Below are 19,618 nucleotides of genomic sequence, written 5' to 3' on the forward strand. Positions count from 1 at the left end.
TTCCGTCAGTTTTTTTAATCGTTTTTAATCAATTGCATCGCAATATCAGGACGGTCCGTGATAATACCGTCAGCGCCGAGTCTCAGCAGGCGGTCCATTGTTTCAACATCATTCACTGTCCAGTATTCAACCTGAATGTTAAGTGACGTCAGAAACTCAATAAACCCTTTAGAATCAAGCGGAATTGATTTATGTTTGGTTGGAATCTGGATTGCATCCGTGTTTGGATGATAAAGGTGTCCAAATCCACTGCGGTATAATGAGAACGCTTTTCTCGCTTCATTTTCCCCTGCACCAATGGCAACGCGGTCCTGAGAGTATAGGGAGAAACGGTCAATCTGCTCATCATAAAAGCTTGTGACAAGCACTCTGTCCTCAACGCCAAGCTTCTCGATCAGGCGCCATAGCTTTGAAGGCATCAGGCTTCCTTCATAAGTATCAGGGTCCTCTTTCATATCAATATTGAACAGCTTGTCCGGGAACGCTTCAAGCGCTTCCTTCAGGCTCAGAACCTGTTCACCTTTTCCTCTGAAGGTCTGATCTCCCTGAAGGTCTCTGAAATGATAACCGAGATCAAATTCTTTGAGCTCAGAAAGAGTGTAATCAGCGACTCTGCCAGCCCCATTTGTAGTACGATCGATAAACTGGTCATGGAAGATCACTAATTCCTCATCTTTTGTCATGCGGATATCAATCTCAAATCCATCAACCCCGAGCTCAGCAGCCTGTTTAAATGCTGCAAGTGAACTTTCCGGTGCAAGCGCTGCGCCGCCTCTATGAGCAAATACACGTGGTTTTTCACCTTCAAAAAACTTTTTTGTTGGTCTTTTAGCTGGTTTTGATGTCATTTTAGTTCCCGCCCAGATCGCTGCACCAGAAGCAGCAAGAGCAAGTCCGATATTCGTCTTCTTTCCCAATTCAAATCCTCCCTTATACAAATATTTCACATTTTAATGTTAGCACGCAGCCGTTTGGTTCACAAACATTAGCTTACCTGAAACGGATACAATCACTGCAAAGGTTTCCGCAGCAGAACATTTTTTCCTGTGGAACGTAAAAGCGGTGCCGGTAAACCCACTGTTCATTTTCAGCTCTTACAAAAATCGTCTCAGCATTCAGCCGCTTGCCTCTCATCGCACGGACCGCACATCTTTTGATCTTTTGCTCAATTTCCTGACGGTCTGACGTGATTGAATGCAGATATAAAAAGGGGATTCCCGCAGATATCCTCCATTCTGCTGTCACAATTCCCGGCTCTTCATCCAATAATGAAATAAACCGCTGCCAAATCTCATTTATATCCATATAAGCGCTTCCTTTCGTTGCCGGAAAGGCATACTATGTGCTACAATTTTGTGTAAGAAAAACGAGTGAGGTAATGACTATGCTGACAGAGCGTCAAGGATTAATCGTATGGCTGCACAGCTTAAAGCACGCTAAAACGCTAAGGCGCTTTGGGAATGTGCATTACGTATCAAGAAAAATGAAGTATGTATTATTATACTGCAACCAGAGTGAAATTGAAAAACTGACAGAAAAACTTTCCAATTACTCTTACGTTAAAAAGGTTGATGTATCATTACGGCCTTTTGTGAAAACAGAATATGAGAATGCAAGACCGGATAAAGCAAAAGAGTACGACTATAAAATGGGTCTTTGACAATTTAAAAAGGCGGGCATATGCTCCGCCTTTTTGTGTCTCAATATGATGATGAAAGAGGGGCAATGAAATGGTTCATTCTCAAAATACCGATCAGGTGCTGGAAATACAGCTGCTTTTCCCCAAAAGCAATCGAAGGCTGTACCTCTAAATGAACGATTGGAATACCTGAACGTTCAGCAGCGGTTTCAATCAATTTCAGTCTCTCGGAAGGCTGCTCCAGATCAGGTATACCTTCAGTCGAAATATAGATCGCCTGAAAACTGCCGATTTCAGTTTTTTTCATAATCAGTGCCGGCGAGACGACCTTTTTGCCATTCATTTCAGTGTGGAAAACTGCCAGCCGCAAAGCACGCTCTTTATTATATTTAATTAAATCGAGTAATTCATACACATCTGCATAACCTTCACCAAGTTCAATAAAACGTTGAATCATCATTTCACCTGCTTAATCAATTTTAAAAAGTTCACGTTCTAAATGTATCATATGTTTCAGAAATATGCTTTCAGTAAAAGAATCTAAATCCGGGGTGATCACAATGCATATTGTTGCAATCATCATTGTACTTTTTTTGGTTATCATTTATTTTCTTCCTGACAGTAAAAATGAAACAGCATTAAATGACGAAAGCTGGATTGTCGCAGCGATTGTCACAGCTTTAGTTACCTATGGATTCATCGAACTTGCAAAAGAAGAAGAGATGAAGGAAATGACATTACAGGAGCTTAAAGACACGTTAGCAGAAAACGGAGACCTGCCGGAACTTGAACAGATTGTTCATGAGATGGGAGCAGGAGACTTCATATCTGATCTGCCTGATTCGGGTTAAAGGTTAAAAAAATTATAAGATTGCTGACCTGTAATTTAAGTGCAGCGCAGCGTAACGATTACAAAAGCCTGAGACAGATGATGATGTCTCAGGCTCTTTTTTGAAAAAATAACGTATCTCATGGCGGTCCTCAGTCAATTATGGTAGCATAGGTACGAAAAGTGAGAAACTTTATCAATAATTGACAAATTGACTTGAGAGATTGTGGTGAGAAGATGAGAATTATATCCGGAGATAAAAGAGGTATTCAACTCCAGGCTGTCCCGGGCACGAATACAAGACCAACCACTGATAAAGTAAAAGAAGCCATTTTTAATATGATCGGTCCATATTTTGATGGAGGAAACGGGCTTGATTTATTTGCGGGGAGCGGGAACCTTGGTCTTGAAGCGTTAAGCAGAGGTCTTGATCATATGATATTTGTGGATAAAGACCGCAAAGCTTTTCAGACAGTGAAGGATAACATTAAAAAGTGTGGTTATGAAGACCATTCAGAAGTATACCGCAATGAGGCAGAGAGAGCTTTGAAAGCGGTTGCGAAAAGAGGTCTTCAATTTGAATGTATCTTTTTAGATCCGCCTTATAAAAATAAACAGCTTGATGCATACCTTGCCTTTATTGATGAACACCGGATGCTTTCAGAGGCAGGAGTCGTGATGTGTGAGCATGATTCGAATACAGAAGTACCTGAGAGATCCGGCAGTCTGGTCAGATTAAAACACGAACTGTACGGGACCACCGGTATTTCTATTTATAAAAGAGAGGAAGAAACTCATGAAGCGTAAAGCAGTATGCCCGGGAAGCTTTGACCCGATTACATTGGGGCATTTAGATATTATTTCACGCGGAGCCAAAAATTTTGATGAATTGCACATTGTTGTTTTAAATAACTCATCAAAAAAGCCTGCATTTTCAGTGGAAGAAAGAATGCAGCTAATCAGATCCGTAACAAAGGATATACCAAATATTAAAGTAGATTCCTATCAGGGTTTACTCGTTGATTATGCAAGAGAGGTCGGTGCGAACGTCATCATTCGCGGATTACGGGCGGTTTCTGACTTTGAGTATGAAATGCAGATCACTTCAATGAACAGGGTGTTACATAATGATCTGGAAACGTTTTTTATTATGACCAATAACCAGTACTCGTTCCTGAGCTCGAGTATCGTAAAAGAAGTGGCCCGCTATGGCGGCGATATTTCAGAACTTGTTCCGGAAGAAGTTGAAGAAGCACTTAAACAAAAGTATATGGTGAAATAAGAAAAGTCCCGGTTATTAGCACCGGGGCTTTTGCTTATATTGGAACTGTAACAAAATGAAAATACAAATGAATAGAACAATCACCGTGACCGATTGAGTAATATTAATACCGTGATTGAGGGGGGCCATGACATCTTCTGCCGGAACCTTTTGATCCTGCAGTGGAAAGAAAAATTGATAAATCAAAAAAATAATAGGTGACAGCACCATATGAAACAGTCTGGAGACCAGATAAGGTTTATAGGAAATTGGAATCTGATCAATAAACGTCATGACCTGCATATGTATACATAACCCGCTGAATGAAACCATAGCGAGAACGATTAACGATGCTGTGGCGGGCTCCAGGTACCGAACGGCTGCATCAACGCCATTAGAAAGCTCAAGAATGCCTGAAATGAGAACCTGCAGCTTTTCAGCATGCCATCCACCTGAAAATGAACTTAACAGTTGTTCAATTAATTGAATACATACCGAGAAGAAAGTAATCAACCCGCCAATAATCATAAGCTGTTTCACTGAAACTGTAACTGAATCCCTGAAAAGAGCAAGATAATCAGCTTGCTGATTAACAGGGGGATTTCTTTCCAAAGAAGAGCCTTTGATCAGCCTTCCAGCTGCAATCCCGATCAGGATATTTCCACTCAGATGACATAAAAAAAGGGTAATCCCCAGGGATGGGCGGTTCATCAGTCCACCGGCTACTGCACCGATTAAAAACATCGGACTTGCACCATTTGTATAGCAAATCAGCCGCTGGGCATCCGGGATACTGATTTTATTGTTTTTAAGTAAATCAGCGGTCATTTTTGCACCAATTGGAAAACCTGATAAAGATCCGGCTATAAAAACGAGCGCACCCTGACCTGAGACATTAAATAACGGTTTCATAATGTACCCAAAAAGACCGGCAAGCATATTAACCCAGGAAATAGCCGGAAGCATTGCGGTCAATACAAAAAACGGGAAAAGTGATGGGAAGATAATATCAGCGAATAATGTCATCCCGTTCAACGCAGCATCAATTGTCGATGCGGGGGAATAGAGCATAAATATAAAAAACAGTAAAAACATGAAAGACACAATATGCTCTTTATATTTCATTGAATCGGCTCCATTGCAGTGTGATTAGTTCTTTTTCAGGATCAGCAATGCTAAAATTAACTATAAGAGAATTGTATGAGATTTCCGGCATATTAGAACTGCCGGTTAGGGGTGGTTTGGATGGATCCGAAAATAGGCCTTGCGCTGGGTTCAGGCGGCTCAAGAGGGTTTGCTCATCTGGGCGTATTAAAAGTACTGGAGCGTGAAAAAATAGCAATTGATTATATATCCGGCAGCAGCATGGGTTCATTAGTAGGCGCGTTATACAGCGCAGGTCAATCTGTTGCTGATATGGAAAGAGTGGCAGTGACATTCAGAAGTAAATACTTTATGGATCTCACTGTTCCAAAAATGGGATTTATCTCAGGAGATAAATTCAGACAGTTTGTGAAACTGTTTACTCATAATAAAAATATTGAAGATTTAAATATTCCACTTTCAATCATTGCAACAGATCTGATTAACGCTGAAAAAGTTATTTTTACAAGCGGTCCGGTTGATCGGGCGGTCAGGGCAAGCACTGCAATACCGGGTATTTTTGTCCCGGAGAAAATTAATGGGAAACTGCTCGTCGATGGAGGGGTGATTGATAGAGTGCCTGCTTCTGTTGCGAAGGATATGGGTGCAGATATTGTGATCGGTGTTGACGTGTCCCAGGTCAAGAAAAATGCTGAGATTACAACAATTTACGATGTCATTACACAAAGTATAGATATCCTGCAGACTGAAATCGTGCATTTGAAAATGACGGGAGCGGATGTGCTGATTTCTCCAAGGGTGGAAAAATTCAGCAGCAAATCTTTTCAAAACGCCAAAGAAATTATCCAGCTTGGAGAAGAGGCTGCTGAAGCGGCGTTACCAAGTATTTTAAGGGAAATTGAACGCTGGAAGGAGCTTCATAAAGATGAATAAAAAAATGATGCTGACACTGACAATCATTATGCTTGTTTCAGTGTTTCTCAGCTTTTATTCGCTGCCATACTATGTACAAAAACCGGGCAGCGCTTTTGCACTCGACGATATCGTTGAAGTGGCGGACGGAACAGAAAGTGAAGGGGATTTTTCTTTAATGACCGTGTCCCAGGTAAAGGCCAACGTGTTTGCATACGCCTGGGCATATTTTAGCGACTATCAGGAAATTTTCCCGGTGGAACAAGTAAGAAACCCTCATGAGAGTGAGGATGAATACTCAGTCAGGCAGCTTTATTTAATGGATAACTCTGCCGCTAATGCAATAGAAGTTGCGTTTCGTGAAGCGGGAGCAGAATTTGAGTATATTTATAATGGCATTTATATACTTAATGTATTTCCGGGTATGCCGGCAGACGATATCCTGCAGGCAGGAGACCGGATTAAACAAGTGGATGAGATTGAACTCGAATCATCTGAGCAGTTTATTGATTATGTATCTGAAATGGAAGCAGGAGACACAGTAACACTTGTATACGACCGGGAAGGCGAAGAAAGAACTGACGAGATAACGCTTGAGACATTTCCTGAAAATGATAATCAGGTAGGGATGGGTATTTCTCTGGTTGATGATATTGAACTCGAGACCAACCCGGAAGTTGAGATAGATTCAGGCGACATAGGAGGTCCATCTGCAGGACTGATGTATGCCCTGGAAATTTATGATCAGCTTGTAGAGGAAGATCTCACTTCAGGTAAAATGGTAGCCGGAACAGGCACCATCTCTTCTCAAGGCATTGTGGGCAGGATCGGCGGGATCGAACAAAAGGTGGTAGCAGCAGACCGGCAGGGGATAGAAGTCTTCTTTGCACCGGATGATGAGCTGCCTGAGAGTGCACTGGAAAATAATCCAGACCTTCAGACGAATTATGAAGCGGCTGTACAGACCGCTGAAAGTATCGGAACCGATATGGAAATCGTACCTGTTAAAGAGTTTGAAGATGCCCTTGAATATTTGAATTCACTTTAAAGATAAAGGCTGGGACATAAAAATGTCTCAGCCTTTTAAAGTCGTTTCGCTGCGCTTTAGGCGGACGCTTTCCTGGATGAGCCGTTTTATGGCTCCATTAGACCTCAAATCGTCCCGGAGTCGCCGCCTTCAGCGAAGCTGCACTAAGTTTCATTTCAATATTAAGAGAGGATAGACAATCATATTTTAACTTTTGTCCCGATTTCGTTTAAGGTCGCTCCGGAAGTATGTTTTCTGTAAGGTGACGTTGATCCTCACAGGTTTCATTATGTTTTTACTTGATCATTACCGGAGGGGCTGTGAAATCTCTCGACAGCATTTCTTTTCGCTTAACAGGATTAGAAAAGCCCATTGCATAAGCTTTTGAGGCCCTGATATCGATCGCGCAAAGTTCATGATGCTGCTGATTCAGGTTACTGATAACCGGAAGTGTAGAATCTTTTTTATACGTATTCATGTATTCTCTTCCTTTGGCGGTCATACCGAGCATCCGCAGATAGGCAGGAGAGGTGTTTTGCTGAATCTCTTCTTTTTGCGTTTTTGTAATCAGGTGAGTCAACATTCGCTGGATTCTGGTCCATGTATATCTTTTCGTTTTGACCTGCTGCATGAATGCTTCATAGGAAGTGCTCGTCATGGCAGCATCAATTAACCTGTATTCAATGCCTTCCTCTACTTCATAATACGTCTTAATTGCGGAAGGAGACGATGTAATCAGCATGTGCTGTAGAAAAGGCCAGAAGTGATTCCAGTTCATCAACTGGCCATGGTTCTGAGTATATTTTTCCATGATCTGATATGAAGATTCAGGAACATGCTGCAAAACCCCGTGCATACCTTCTTCAAAAATCTTTTTTCTTATTGAAGTAGCGCTGGATATATATGACTGATGTAGTGCCTCATCATGATAATCAGAAGAAGTTCTGCGGATTGTAAAAGGCTTCATATTCGTGAATTTGTCTGCTGCTGTTATGTACTGATACCCGAGCATGTTATTCGGTTTTGATAAATCGAGACCCGATCCCTGATTAAAAAGTAACCTGTAACCCTCTGCTGCAGCAGCGGGATAGCTTTTACCAAGCTTCATCTGTTCACGGATGGTCTGCTGTAATTTGTCGTGATGTGCTTTTTCCAGCTCCAGCTGATTCAGAAAAGGTTCAATCTGTCCATTTTCGCTGCCGAAACAAAATGAATCACACCCTGCGGCGTTCAGCAGTTTTACAGCCCCTTCAGCGAATATGGTAGCGTGCTGTACTGCAAAATGGTACGGCAGTTCGAATACAATATCCACACCTGACCGCAGTGCCATCTCAGCACGTTCATGCTTTGGACACAGAGCAGGTTCACCTCTTTGAAGAAAGTTCCCGCTCATGACAGCAATGACCACATCACAATCTGTCACAGCACGTGACTGTGTAGCATGAAGTTCGTGCCCGTTATGAAAAGGATTGTATTCTACTACCAATCCACAAGCTCTCATTTATCTCACTCCTTAGATAAAGTCGGATGGTTAATTGAACAATACCTTTATATTTTAACTCATTTACGTTATAATAGGGTGTAGTTTCGACCGGACACAGCAACCGGTCTTTTATTGTGCAGGCTAAAGCTTAAATACTTTCAGGTCAGTACTTTTAGTTGTAAAGAAAAAATCTTGACATTCCTTTATACAGGGAATATAATCTACTTTGTGCCTTGAGGTGATGACAGATGAAATGGTCAATCATTCAGCTGCAGAAATATCGCAATGAGGACTTCAAGATCGATGAAACGGTAGAAATGAATGAACTGACAGAACGGCACCGTGATATCAGACAGGTTGGACCTGTCCATATTACCGGACGTGGTGATATCAGCTCTTCAAAAATTACGTTTCACCTTCAGATTGAAACAACACTGACTTTGCCATGTGCAAGAACGCTTGCAGATGTTGAGTATCCGGTTTCTCTTGATACGGTGGAAACTTTCATTTTGAATTCATCTTATATAGATGAAGAACTAAATGAAGAAGTACATCAACCGGAGGGTGAAGTCATTAACCTGCGCCCGGTGATCGAAGAGATTCTGCTGCTTCAGGTACCGCTTCAGGTCTTTAGTGATAAAGCACTTGAAGAAGAAGGTATGGACAGCGGAAATGGCTGGGAAGTGTTATCCGAAGAAGAACTTGAAGAGGCAAGAATTGAGGAGCAGCAGGAAGAACCTGCAGCAGACCCGAGACTTGCTGATCTTGCGAAATTTTTCGACGAAAAAAAATAACCGTAAAAACTGGACCTCTGGTTCATTTTACAATCACTCTCTTTAAGGAGGTGGGAAACATGGCAGTACCATTTAGAAGAACATCGAAAACCGCTAAAAGAAAGCGTCGTACGCATTTCAAGCTATCTGTACCAGGTATGGTAGAGTGCTCTAACTGTGGAGAAATGAAGCTTTCTCACCGCGTGTGTAAAGCGTGCGGAACTTATAAAGGAAAAGAAGTAGTAGGCAAATAATGTCTTCTGCTGAAAACCTGCAACAGGGACCATGGCCCTTTGCAGGTTTTTTTGTATTGATCTTTCATTTAATAATTCAGCTCCTGAAAATCTCATGTTACAATAATTTGCAGACATAAGGGAAAAGGGGACTGTTAGAAATGGGGTATCACCTACATCAAAAGAACAATGTACTGGTCTTTACAATCGCCAGACCTGAGCGCAGAAACGCCATTAATTATGAAGTGATGGATGGTCTTAATGAAGCAGTAACGAAGGCTGAAAATGATGACAGTATCAAAATATTTATGATTACAGGAGAAGGGTCTGCAGCATTTTGTGCAGGAGGAGACCTTCAGGAATTTCACGGCTTAAAGACTCAGCAGGAATCTTACAGCATGCTCTCAAAAATGGGGGCAATTCTCTACCGGCTTGCAACGCTCGATAAAGTAACAGTTGCTTTTATTAATGGCACTGCTGTCGGAGGAGGATGTGAAATCGCTGCAGCCTGTGATTACAGATTTGCACGGCAGGGTGTTAAAATGGGCTTTGTCCAGGGGAGCCTCGCCATTACAACCGGTTGGGGAGGCGGAACTTTATTATATGAGAGACTGCCTGCAAATCAGGCTTTTCGTCTATTAACTGAAGCGAATATCCTTCCGGGACAGACTTTAAGTGAATTAGGCTTTATTGATCAGATCGTCGAGGCAGAATCTGCTGACGAATTAATCGAGATGTTTGGAGCTGTAATTGAAAAAACGGCACCGGTATTATCAGCATATAAAAAGATGCTTACGAGAAAATGGATTGCAAGCGACCTAAAAGAGCGGATGGAGAGCGAAATGTATGAATGCTCTGTTCTATGGGAAAAAGAAGATCACCATGAGGCAGTGGACAGGTTCTTAAAAAAATAATTCGACGTTATTAAAGTATATCCGGTGCTGATGCTGGGCTTAATCAGTAATCCGAAGCAATGATCATCAGCAGTTTTAAAAAAATAGACATAAAAAATACGATATTCGTATTTTTTATGTCTATTTTTTTATTTTCAAGCATAAGATATCAATAGATTCAGAAACTGCAGGTTAGAAGTCTACTATGAGGAGTGGGGGAATCAGTATGAAACTGAGACAGGATGGCTGGACATCACGTGAAGATCAATTGTTAAAAGAAAAGGTGTTATCACACATTGAGCAGGGAAGCACTCAGCTTAATGCATTTGAAGAAGTAGCGCTTGAGCTGAACAGGACACCGGCAGCATGCGGGTTTCGCTGGAATTCATCCTTAAGAAAAGAATGCCAGAAACAGATTTCTGAAGCAAAACGTCTGAGATACGCAAAAAGAAGAGAAGAAGAAAAGAAGACAGCTGAAAAAAGCAGTGATTGGAATGCTGAACAGCTCATCCAGAAAATGAATCACTGGATCGCAAGACTCGAACAAAAACAGCCTGCAGAGGACTTAGCTTTTAAGGCACAAGAAGCTGAAAAAGAGCGGGAGCGGCTCGAAAAAGATAACCAGTTTCTAAAAGAGCAGATTACAGAATTAAAGGAAGACTATCATGCATTATTATATTTGATTGAAAAAGCAAGAAAGCTTGGAACAGACGACCATGACCGAACATCAAGCGTGTTTAAAATGGAACCCAATGGCAATCTGTTCAGAATGGATAAAAAAGCTGTAAATGAATCATCAGATCAGTTTTAACCTTTCAAAAATTCCAATCCAATTCATGTTCAATTGAATGAACGCATTTAATTGCTATTAATGTAATGCGGTTATTATAGAAGCTGTGACAAATGCAATAAATAATATTAATTTAACTATTTATTAATGAAATCAAGGTGAAGCACAGCGGAACGATTTTAAAAGCCTGAGACACATGTTGTCCCAGGCTCTTTACACTTTATGTCCAATTTAATTACTCATGTACCTGCTCAGTCACACCCTCCGGATACCATACCATCGGATTCTCACCAAGGTCTCTTTCCAGATCATACGTGACACGTTCAAAGCCCATCTTCTCCCAGAACTCGGTAGAATTGACTCTTGGGTTCGTTTTAATTGGCAGGCCGAAGCTTTTTGCGAACTCTACCATTGCTGATCCATAGCCTTTTTTCTGATAGCCGGGCAGTACTTCAACTTTCCAGAGTTCAAGATAGTTCTGAGGCGGTTCAAAATACTGATCAAACCTTGCATCTCTTTTATACAAGTTCATTCTTGCAACAAGCTTGTTTCCTAAGTAGATACCATAAAAAGGTGATTCACTGTCGTTTTCCACCATATTTGTTTCGAGTTCTTCCTTCATTGACAGCTCCTGCACGCCAACTTCCCGAAACTTATTAAACTCTTCAAGAGTTTTGTAATTAATTTTTAAATTTTCCACTTTAAAAGACATTCCGGACACTCCCTGTTTATATAATGGCTTTCTCTTGTAACCGCTTTATACGGTATTTACATATATTATAGCGCAACAGGTCAAAAAATTCTGCACATTTACTTAGAAAGCGTTTACAATAGAAGGTGGGGATGGAAAGCTATTCAACAGAAGGGGGATTTTTGTGAGGAAAATACTCGTAGCGAACCGCGGGGAAATTGCCCTCCGTATTATTAAAACGTGTAAGAAAATGAATATTGAAACAGTCGCCATTTATTCTGAGGCGGATCAGGAACTGCCTTATGTTAAAGAAGCGGATACTGCAAAATTGATTGGTCCGCCACCGGTAGCTCAGTCCTACTTACATATTGACAGGCTGCTGGAAATTGCAGCGGAAGAAAAGGCAGATGCCATTCATCCGGGTTATGGTCTCCTGTCAGAGAATGCTGAATTTGCTGAGCGGGTGGAAGGTCAGGGTTTGATCTTTATCGGACCGGCTTCATCCGTTATGAGAAAAATGGGAGATAAAATTGAAGCGCGAAAAACAATGGTTGAAGCAGGTGTTCCGGTTGTCCCTGGATATGAAAGTGAAAATATGACCATTGAAGAAGCATGCAGGGAAGCAGGGAAAATCGGTTATCCGGTGATGCTGAAAGCAAGCAGTGGCGGTGGGGGAGTCGGAATGGTTCTGTGTGAGAATGAACAAGCGCTCACTCAGCATTTTGAACCCACAATTAAACGTTCACAGACCTATTTCGGATCAGGGAAGCTGTTTATTGAAAAGTATATCCCGAATGCACGTCATATTGAGGTTCAGATCTTCGGGAACGCTAAAGGTGAAGTATTCCACCTGTTTGAACGGAACTGCTCAATTCAGAGAAGAAATCAAAAAGTAATTGAAGAATCTCCATCTCCATCTCTTTCTGAACCGGCTAAGGAAAAGCTTTATCATTTAGCGATTCAGGCAGCGAAAGCAGTTGGCTATAAAAATGCCGGAACTATTGAATGTATCCTGGATATCGATGAGAATCCGTACTTTCTTGAAATGAATACAAGATTACAGGTAGAGCATCCTGTCACAGAACAGGTGACCGGATATGATCTTGTAGAATGGCAGATTAAAACAGCATTTGACGAGGACCTGCCGGTTAAAGTTCAGGAGGATATCGAGTCATCGGGGCATTCAATTGAGTTCAGAATTTATGCCGAAGACCCTAAAACATTTTATCCTTCACCAGGCACACTTCAGGAAATTCAGTTTCCGGAAGGTGAAGGAATCAGGGTGGATACAGGGTACGAAGAACAGAATAAAGTAACCCCTTATTACGATCCGATGATTGCCAAGTTCATCGTCACGGCTGCTTCACGCCAGGCCTGTATTAAAGCTGCAAGACAGGCGTTTGATTCAGTAAAAATCGAAGGTGTCAAAACGAATATTCCGCTACATAAAATCGTGCTGGACTCAGCTGAATTTATGGACGGAAAATATCACACACAAACTTTAATGAAAATCAAAGGAGAATGATGAATATGAAACAGATTACTTCTACAATGGCCGGTACAGTTTTGCAGGTGCTTGTGAATACTGGGGATGAGGTTGAAGGCGGACAGGCAGTCATGATGCTTGAATCAATGAAAATGGAAATTCCGGTTGAAGCAGAAATTGCAGGTAAAGTAAGTGAAGTAAAAGTAAATGCAGGAGATTTTGTTAATGAAGGAGACACACTTCTGATTCTTGAATAATCACTGGAAGGGAGATCTGAACATGCAATCTGAAACAATGCAGACCAGGCTGAGAGAAGCCCGTGAAGAAATAAAAAAAGGTGGAAAGCCTAAATATCACGAAAAGCTGAATGAGCAGGGGAAAATGTTTGCCCGCACAAGAATTGATCTGTTAGTTGATGAAGGATCTTTTAAAGAGGATGCGATGTTTGCAAACTTTAACGCCGGAGATCTGCCGGCTGACGGAGTTGTGACCGGTACAGGGCTTGTAGATGGAAGACCGGTTTGTATTATGGCAAACGACTCTACTATTAAAGCAGGTTCATGGGGTGCGAGAACCGTTGAAAAGATTATCCGTATTCAGGAAACAGCTGAAAAACTGCATGTGCCGCTGCTTTACCTGGTAGATTCAGCAGGTGCCCGCATCACCGATCAGCTTGACATGTTTCCAAACCGCCGCGGAGCAGGGAGAATCTTTCATAATCAGGTAAGACTGTCAGGAAACATTCCGCAGATCTGCCTGTTGTTTGGTCCATCTGCTGCAGGTGGTGCATATATCCCTGCCTTTTGTGATATTGTCATCATGGTTGAAGGAAATGCATCGATGTACCTTGGCTCACCAAGAATGGCAGAGAAGGTAATCGGTGAGAAGGTCACGCTTGAAGAAATGGGTGGTGCAAGAATGCACTGTACTGTCAGCGGATGTGGTGATGTGCTGGCAAAAGATGAGGAAGAAGCAATCAATCATGCAATTAAGTATTTGAGTTATTTCCCTTCAAACTTTGAAGGTGAAGTGCCGGTAAAAGAACCTGCACCTGCTCAAAGTGATGCCGTTTTATCCGGACTGATTCCACAGAATCAGAATGCACCTTTTAATATGTATGACGCAATTGATACGCTGATTGACGCGGACAGCTTTTTTGAAATCAAAAAATTGTTTGCGCCTGAACTGATCACAGGTATTGCACGTATGAATGGAAAGCCTGTAGGAATCATTGCAAATCAGCCAAAAGCCAAGGGCGGAGTATTGTTTGTGGATTCAGCTGATAAAGGCGCAAAGTTTATTCAGCTGTGTGACGCATTCAATATTCCATTACTGTTCCTGGCTGACGTGCCGGGCTTTATGATCGGAACGAAGGTTGAGCGTGCAGGAATTATCCGTCACGGTGCCAAGCTGATTTCAGCAATGAGCGCTGCTACGGTTCCGAAAATATCAGTGGTTGTAAGGAAAGCGTATGGCGCGGGTCTTTATGCAATGGCTGGACCGGCATTTGAACCGGATTGCTGTATTGCACTTCCTTCCGCTCAAATTGCAGTGATGGGACCTGAAGCAGCTGTTAATGCTGTTTATTCCAATAAGATTCAGGAAATTGAAGACCCTAAAGAAAAGCTTGCTTTTGTGCAGGAGAAACATAAAGAATACCAGGAAGAGATTGACCTTTACAGGCTCGCATCGGAATTAATTATTGATGATATTGTTGAACCGGATGAATTAAGAGATGTACTCATCAGCCGCTTTGACTATTACGCATCAAAGCACATTCCGCTGCCGCCAAAAAAACACCCGGTCTATCCGGTGTAATGAATCGCCGCCAGAAGATGCTTCTGGCGGTAATTTTTCTGAAAATGATGAGTTTTCATCGCCTTAATTTTGATAAACTAGTTAAAAAGGGGTGATCATCATACGAATTCATATGATAGGCGCGGGTTCTATCGGATTATTATTTGCGCACCGCCTGAGTATGTGCGGACATACAATACATATCGCAACAAGAACAGATGAGCAGGCCGGGCTGCTAAACCGGCATGGTGTGTTAAATGGCACAGAGCAAAAAGTTTCAGCAGGAAAGCTTGAACATACTACATTTGAAAAAACAGATGCAGTGATCATCGCTGTCAAACAGTACCACCTGAATGCAATTGCGTCTGATATTCAACGGATACCTGAACATGTGCCAGTCATCTTTTTACAAAATGGGATGTCACATCTTGAGCTTTTATCAACACTTCCTCACCAGCATATTTTTGTCAGTACGGTTGAGCATGGTGCTAAAAAACTGAATGCTTATTCCGTTCAGCATAATGGAGTCGGCTGGTGGAGAATTGCATGTTTTAAAGGTGACAATGAAAAAGTGAAACAGATCATATCCTGTGATCATCCGGATTTTCCAATCGCTTTTGAAGCGGAATATTTGAGCCTGTTAACAATCAAATTAATTAAAAACCTGATGATTAATCCAATAACAGCGGTATTCCAGGTGAGAAATGGTGTATTAGCTGAAAATCAGCACTTCAGGAAGATGATGCACTCCTTGTATGAAGAACTGGCTTTAATCTTCCCGGATGCAGCTGCACAATGTCCTTTTGAAGCGATTCTTGATCTTTGCGTTAAAACGGCGGAGAATGAGTCTTCCATGTTGAGTGACATTAAAGCAGGCCGTAAGACAGAAGTCGAATCCATGACAGGTTACGCAATGAAGATTGCTGAACAGAAAGACATAAAACCGGAGATTCTGCCATTTCTTGAACAGGGTATTCTGGCAATTCAGCGTGAAAGGGGAACGGGATAGTGGAAGCTGCTGCGATCTTGATCAGTATACTGCTGTATGCACCCTACCTGATTTATCTGATTGTATTTATTGCGGTTAAAAAAATATCATCCAGACACAGGACAGCGGTCTCTACCGGCATACATGCAACAAACCCTTTTCTTATCGGTTCAGTCTATTTTCTGATACTTTCTATCTGGGATCTTTCAGTATTCTGGCTGCTCTGTCTGATTATTGCAGCAACCGGTATTTTGTCTGCAATTTACATAAGAAGTAAGAAAGATGATTTCACATTTGCACATATTTTAAAAAGCACGTGGAGACTGTCTTTTTTAATCTTCGTCATTCTGCATATTTCATTAGTCATTGCCGGGACAGCACTTGCGATCTATCATTCTGTTATTTAACGAGCAATATTCTTTCGGCTTTCGAAAATCAGATGGTATACTGACAATGGACTAATGCGGATTAAAGGAGTTTTTAAAGATGCTCGTAAAACAATTGGACCTTCCGGCGATTCAGCCTTTTGCGTCAGCTTATATAAAAGAATCAACTCAGGCAATGAAACATTTCCATTATTCCTACAAAGGAGATTTCAAAAGAAGACTGGCTGACCTTGATCAGAGAACGTTTCTTCGTGATGAGCTTTTTTCCTGTATAGAGAAGTTTATGGACGGGTTGCCTTCCTCTGAACAGACAAAAAGTTCGCTTACTGCATTAAAGGAAGATGCAGTTGCGGTTGTTGGAGGTCAGCAGGCAGGGCTTTTAACAGGACCGCTTTATTCAATACATAAAGTGATCTCCATTATTAAGCTTGCTGAGCAGCAGACAGATGAACTGGGAAGAAAAGTGATCCCGATCTTCTGGATCGCCGGGGAAGATCATGATTTTCTGGAGATTAATCACGTCTATACTGAATCTGACGGGAAACTGAAAAAGAAAGGTTACCCTGAAAGAGTGATTACAAAAAAGATGGCTTCAGATATTCAATATGACCAGGCTGAGATGCGACACTGGATTGATGAGATTTTGACTGAATTTGGTGAGACGAATCATACAGCAGCATTGAGGGAGAAGCTGTATCAGGCTGCAGCAGAGAATGAAAATATCACAAAAATGTTTGCATGGCTTGTCATGGACCTTTTCAAGGATTCGGGGCTCATTGTGCTTGATGCGGCAGATCCTGACCTGAGAAGACTGGAATCAGCTTTTTTCAAACAGCTGATTGAACAGCATGAAGAGATCAACCGGGCTGTATTAGCTCAGCAGGAAGTGTTAAAAAATGACGGCTTCAAGCCGATGATTGAGCTTGAACATGATGCCGCCAATCTATTTATCAGAGTGGATGAGGAAAGGCAGTTGCTCTTTTATAAGGGTGGAGCGTTTTATGATAAAGCTGGGCGCGCCTACTCATTGAGTGAATTAATGAATGAAGCGGAACATCATCCGGAAAACCTCAGCAATAATGTTGTAACCAGACCACTCATGCAGGAGTGGCTGATTCCGACGCTTGCATTCATTGGAGGACCGGGAGAAATCGCCTACTGGGCTGAATTAAAATCCGGATTTGAAAAAGCCGGGTTTTACATGCCACCTGTTGTGCCGAGGCTTACTTATTCAATCGTAGAACGGAACATTGAACAGGATACAAAAGAGCTGGATCTCTCTATTGACCGTGTGATTGCCGAGGGTGTTCAAAAGGAAAGATCAGCTTTCTGGGATCAGGTAAAAGATCAGTCACTCAAATCATTAATAGAAGAAACTGAAAATCAGCTTAAAAAACAATACAGGCACATCAAAGAGCTGTCTGACAAGTATGACCCGAATTTCAATCAAATTGTAGAAAAGAATCTCGGCTTTCATTTAAAGCAGCTTTCTTATCTGCAGATGAAGTCGGATGATGCACTGAAGCTGAAGCATGACAATATTTTAAGGAAATATGACCGTGTGGAAAACGCACTGAGACCTGCGGGCGGTCCGCAGGAGAGAATGTGGAACATCTATTATTATCTTAACCGCTATGGAGATACTTTTATAAAAGACTTGCTCCATGCAGAGGTTGAATTTAATCACAAACACAACATCATTCATGTCTAATATAACTGCCGTTCAGATCTTGTATCTGGGCGGCTTTTTTTGTTGTTGTAAAAAGCAATCAGCTATATAACAAAGATATATTTTTAGAAAATTCATTCATTAGATGCTTTTTAATATTACAGTTGTGTTAGAATGTGAGAAACGAGTGGTACAAAGTGGGGGACTGTGGTACATTTATTTTGAGAGGTGGGAAGCCGGATGTTCATGGGGGAGTATCAGCATTCAATCGATACAAAAGGGAGAATCATTGTCCCTGCAAAATACCGTGAACATGTGAAAGATCTTTTTGTGATAACGAGAGGTCTTGATCAGTGTTTATTTGGTTATCCTATGGATGAATGGCGACGCCTTGAAGAAAAAGTACGGTCACTTCCTGTAACGAAAAAAGATGCCAGAGCGTTTGCGCGGTTCTTCTTCTCAGGAGCAGTTGAATGTGAAATTGACAAGCAGGGAAGAATCAATCTTCCAAAAAACTTAATTGACTATGCGAAAATTGAAAAAGAATGCATGATCATTGGTGTATCATCAAGAATTGAAATCTGGGATAAAGCAGTGTGGAATGATTACCTTACTGAATCAGAAGAGTCATTCGCAGAAATAGCAGAAAACCTGATCGATTTCGACTTATAGAATTTAATGTGTTGAGGTGGCAAGAATGTTTGATCATACTACTGTCCTTCTTAAAGAAACAGTTGATGGACTAAATATAAAAAAGGACGGTATTTATGTGGACTGTACGCTTGGTGGGGCAGGACACAGTGAGTACTTATTATCCCAGTTATCGCATGAAGGTCATCTTTATTGTTTTGACCAGGATGAAACCGCAATTGAACATGCAAGAGAAAAATTGAAGTCTTATGATGGACAGGTTACTTTTATCCAGTCTAATTTCAGACATTTGAAAACTGAATTAAATGAACTTGGTGTGGAAAAAGTTGACGGTATTTTATATGACCTTGGCGTATCATCGCCACAGCTTGATACACCTGAAAGAGGGTTCAGCTATCATCATGATGCACCTCTTGATATGAGAATGGATCAGACTGCTGAACTGACGGCAAGAGAAGTTGTGAATGAATGGGCGTATGAAGATCTGGTCAGAATCTTTTTTCGATATGGGGAAGAAAAATTTTCGAAGCAGATTGCCCGCAAAATTGAAGCAGCAAGAGAAAAAAATCCGATTGAGACAACTGCTGAACTTGTTGAGCTGATTAAAGATGGCATTCCGGCACCGGCAAGAAGAAAAGGCGGTCATCCTGCAAAACGTATTTTTCAGGCAATCAGGATTGCTGTAAATGATGAACTTGGCGTAATCGAAGAATCTTTGGAACAGGCAATAGACATGCTGAATCCCGGGGGAAGGATCAGCGTCATTACTTTCCATTCTTTAGAGGACAGAATCTGTAAGACGATGTTCAAAGAAGCTTCTAAAGGACCGGAACTGCCACCGGGAATGCCTGTCATTCCGGAAGGATACGAACCTGTACTAAAGCTCATCACGAGAAAACCGATTACTGCAAGTGAAGAAGAATTAGAACATAATAACAGGTCGAGATCTGCAAAACTTAGAATTGCAGAGAAAAACAAATAAAAACAGAGATAAATGAAATGGGGG

Annotated in this window: 24 protein-coding genes; 18 read left to right on the top strand and 6 right to left on the bottom strand. The window is 41.5% G+C overall.

The genetic code is table 11. The features are described 5' to 3' along the window. Positions 1-14: 14 nt before the first annotated feature. Positions 15-917 (bottom strand): glycerophosphodiester phosphodiesterase family protein, encoded by a 903-nt coding sequence (locus UFB30_RS04815; protein WP_322420561.1) that lies wholly within the window; start codon positions 915-917, stop codon positions 15-17. Between the two features lie 73 nt (positions 918-990). Beyond that, positions 991-1,305 carry a hypothetical protein gene (locus tag UFB30_RS04820; RefSeq protein ID WP_322420562.1) on the bottom strand — a complete coding sequence of 105 codons (315 nt, stop codon included), beginning with the start codon at positions 1,303-1,305 and terminating at the stop codon, positions 991-993. 79 nt (positions 1,306-1,384) lie between these two features. Here UFB30_RS04820 and UFB30_RS04825 point away from each other — a divergent pair, with 79 nt between their 5' ends. Further along, positions 1,385-1,660: a YlbG family protein gene (locus UFB30_RS04825; protein WP_204728594.1), complete on the top strand. Its 276-nt coding sequence runs from the start codon at positions 1,385-1,387 to the stop codon at positions 1,658-1,660. A 40-nt stretch (positions 1,661-1,700) separates the two neighbouring features. Here UFB30_RS04825 and UFB30_RS04830 read toward each other — a convergent pair whose 3' ends face one another. Beyond that, the gene (locus UFB30_RS04830; RefSeq protein ID WP_322420563.1) at positions 1,701-2,096 is read right to left on the bottom strand and encodes a DUF7147 family protein; all 396 of its coding nucleotides are present in this window, start codon (positions 2,094-2,096) and stop codon (positions 1,701-1,703) included. Between the two features lie 103 nt (positions 2,097-2,199). On the opposite strand from UFB30_RS04830, the gene UFB30_RS04835 reads away from it, so the two are divergent. From UFB30_RS04835 to coaD, 3 genes are all read left to right on the top strand, one after another. After that, entirely contained in the window at positions 2,200-2,490 is a 291-nt protein-coding gene (locus UFB30_RS04835) for a hypothetical protein (RefSeq protein ID WP_322420564.1), read from the top strand. Between the two features lie 215 nt (positions 2,491-2,705). Continuing rightward, positions 2,706-3,275, top strand: coding sequence for a 16S rRNA (guanine(966)-N(2))-methyltransferase RsmD (rsmD, locus tag UFB30_RS04840; protein ID WP_322420565.1), 570 nt, complete (start codon positions 2,706-2,708; stop codon positions 3,273-3,275). Beyond that, the gene (coaD, locus tag UFB30_RS04845; RefSeq protein ID WP_322420566.1) at positions 3,265-3,750 is read left to right on the top strand and encodes a pantetheine-phosphate adenylyltransferase; all 486 of its coding nucleotides are present in this window, start codon (positions 3,265-3,267) and stop codon (positions 3,748-3,750) included. Before rsmD ends, coaD begins: the two co-directional genes overlap by 11 nt. A 15-nt stretch (positions 3,751-3,765) precedes the next feature. On the opposite strand, the gene UFB30_RS04850 is transcribed toward coaD, so the two are convergent. Next, complete coding sequence (locus UFB30_RS04850) at positions 3,766-4,854, bottom strand: hypothetical protein (RefSeq protein WP_322420567.1); 1,089 nt, start codon at positions 4,852-4,854, stop codon at positions 3,766-3,768. 120 nt (positions 4,855-4,974) lie between these two features. On the opposite strand from UFB30_RS04850, the gene UFB30_RS04855 reads away from it, so the two are divergent. After that, positions 4,975-5,766 carry a patatin-like phospholipase family protein gene (locus UFB30_RS04855; RefSeq protein ID WP_322420568.1) on the top strand — a complete coding sequence of 264 codons (792 nt, stop codon included), beginning with the start codon at positions 4,975-4,977 and terminating at the stop codon, positions 5,764-5,766. Further along, on the top strand, positions 5,759-6,793 hold the full coding sequence (locus UFB30_RS04860; RefSeq protein WP_322420569.1) for a SepM family pheromone-processing serine protease: 1,035 nt from the start codon (positions 5,759-5,761) through the stop codon (positions 6,791-6,793). The genes UFB30_RS04855 and UFB30_RS04860 overlap by 8 nt, the downstream gene beginning before the upstream one ends. 274 nt (positions 6,794-7,067) lie before the next feature. Here the strand turns inward: UFB30_RS04860 and UFB30_RS04865 are convergent, their stop codons facing one another. Further along, positions 7,068-8,273, bottom strand: coding sequence for a nucleotidyltransferase (locus UFB30_RS04865; protein WP_322420570.1), 1,206 nt, complete (start codon positions 8,271-8,273; stop codon positions 7,068-7,070). Positions 8,274-8,503: 230 nt separating this feature from the next. Between UFB30_RS04865 and UFB30_RS04870 the strand changes: the two genes are divergently transcribed. The 4 genes from UFB30_RS04870 (at position 8,504) to UFB30_RS04885 (ending at position 10,965) form a co-directional block, all read left to right on the top strand. Beyond that, positions 8,504-9,049, top strand: coding sequence for a YceD family protein (locus tag UFB30_RS04870; protein WP_322420571.1), 546 nt, complete (start codon positions 8,504-8,506; stop codon positions 9,047-9,049). A 59-nt stretch (positions 9,050-9,108) separates the two neighbouring features. Continuing rightward, entirely contained in the window at positions 9,109-9,282 is a 174-nt protein-coding gene (gene rpmF / locus UFB30_RS04875) for a 50S ribosomal protein L32 (protein WP_039808711.1), read from the top strand. A gap of 140 nt (positions 9,283-9,422) precedes the next feature. Then, positions 9,423-10,175 carry an enoyl-CoA hydratase/isomerase family protein gene (locus UFB30_RS04880; protein ID WP_322420572.1) on the top strand — a complete coding sequence of 251 codons (753 nt, stop codon included), beginning with the start codon at positions 9,423-9,425 and terminating at the stop codon, positions 10,173-10,175. Positions 10,176-10,380: 205 nt separating this feature from the next. Further along, positions 10,381-10,965, top strand: a complete 585-nt coding sequence (locus UFB30_RS04885) for an RsfA family transcriptional regulator (RefSeq protein WP_322420573.1) — start codon at positions 10,381-10,383, stop codon at positions 10,963-10,965. A gap of 214 nt (positions 10,966-11,179) precedes the next feature. Here the strand turns inward: UFB30_RS04885 and UFB30_RS04890 are convergent, their stop codons facing one another. Continuing rightward, complete coding sequence (locus UFB30_RS04890; protein WP_322420574.1) at positions 11,180-11,656, bottom strand: N-acetyltransferase; 477 nt, start codon at positions 11,654-11,656, stop codon at positions 11,180-11,182. Between the two features lie 163 nt (positions 11,657-11,819). Here UFB30_RS04890 and UFB30_RS04895 point away from each other — a divergent pair, with 163 nt between their 5' ends. From UFB30_RS04895 to rsmH, 8 genes are all read left to right on the top strand, one after another. Next, positions 11,820-13,160 carry an acetyl-CoA carboxylase biotin carboxylase subunit gene (locus tag UFB30_RS04895; RefSeq protein WP_322420575.1) on the top strand — a complete coding sequence of 447 codons (1,341 nt, stop codon included), beginning with the start codon at positions 11,820-11,822 and terminating at the stop codon, positions 13,158-13,160. A 5-nt stretch (positions 13,161-13,165) separates the two neighbouring features. Next, positions 13,166-13,378, top strand: a complete 213-nt coding sequence (locus UFB30_RS04900) for an acetyl-CoA carboxylase biotin carboxyl carrier protein subunit (protein ID WP_322420576.1) — start codon at positions 13,166-13,168, stop codon at positions 13,376-13,378. 22 nt (positions 13,379-13,400) lie between these two features. Next, positions 13,401-14,939 (top strand): acyl-CoA carboxylase subunit beta, encoded by a 1,539-nt coding sequence (locus UFB30_RS04905; protein ID WP_322420577.1) that lies wholly within the window; start codon positions 13,401-13,403, stop codon positions 14,937-14,939. Between the two features lie 91 nt (positions 14,940-15,030). Continuing rightward, positions 15,031-15,927 carry a ketopantoate reductase family protein gene (locus UFB30_RS04910; RefSeq protein WP_322420578.1) on the top strand — a complete coding sequence of 299 codons (897 nt, stop codon included), beginning with the start codon at positions 15,031-15,033 and terminating at the stop codon, positions 15,925-15,927. Continuing rightward, the gene (locus UFB30_RS04915) at positions 15,927-16,313 is read left to right on the top strand and encodes a DUF3397 family protein (RefSeq protein ID WP_322420579.1); all 387 of its coding nucleotides are present in this window, start codon (positions 15,927-15,929) and stop codon (positions 16,311-16,313) included. Before UFB30_RS04910 ends, UFB30_RS04915 begins: the two co-directional genes overlap by 1 nt. 79 nt (positions 16,314-16,392) lie before the next feature. Continuing rightward, positions 16,393-18,003: a bacillithiol biosynthesis cysteine-adding enzyme BshC gene (bshC, locus tag UFB30_RS04920; protein ID WP_322420580.1), complete on the top strand. Its 1,611-nt coding sequence runs from the start codon at positions 16,393-16,395 to the stop codon at positions 18,001-18,003. 198 nt (positions 18,004-18,201) lie between these two features. After that, positions 18,202-18,633 carry a division/cell wall cluster transcriptional repressor MraZ gene (mraZ, locus tag UFB30_RS04925; RefSeq protein WP_322420581.1) on the top strand — a complete coding sequence of 144 codons (432 nt, stop codon included), beginning with the start codon at positions 18,202-18,204 and terminating at the stop codon, positions 18,631-18,633. Between the two features lie 25 nt (positions 18,634-18,658). Beyond that, entirely contained in the window at positions 18,659-19,594 is a 936-nt protein-coding gene (gene rsmH / locus UFB30_RS04930) for a 16S rRNA (cytosine(1402)-N(4))-methyltransferase RsmH (protein WP_322420582.1), read from the top strand. Positions 19,595-19,618: the final 24 nt, after the last annotated feature.

This window comes from Jeotgalibacillus haloalkalitolerans (genome assembly GCF_034427455.1).
Classification (GTDB): domain Bacteria; phylum Bacillota; class Bacilli; order Bacillales; family Jeotgalibacillaceae; genus Jeotgalibacillus; species Jeotgalibacillus haloalkalitolerans.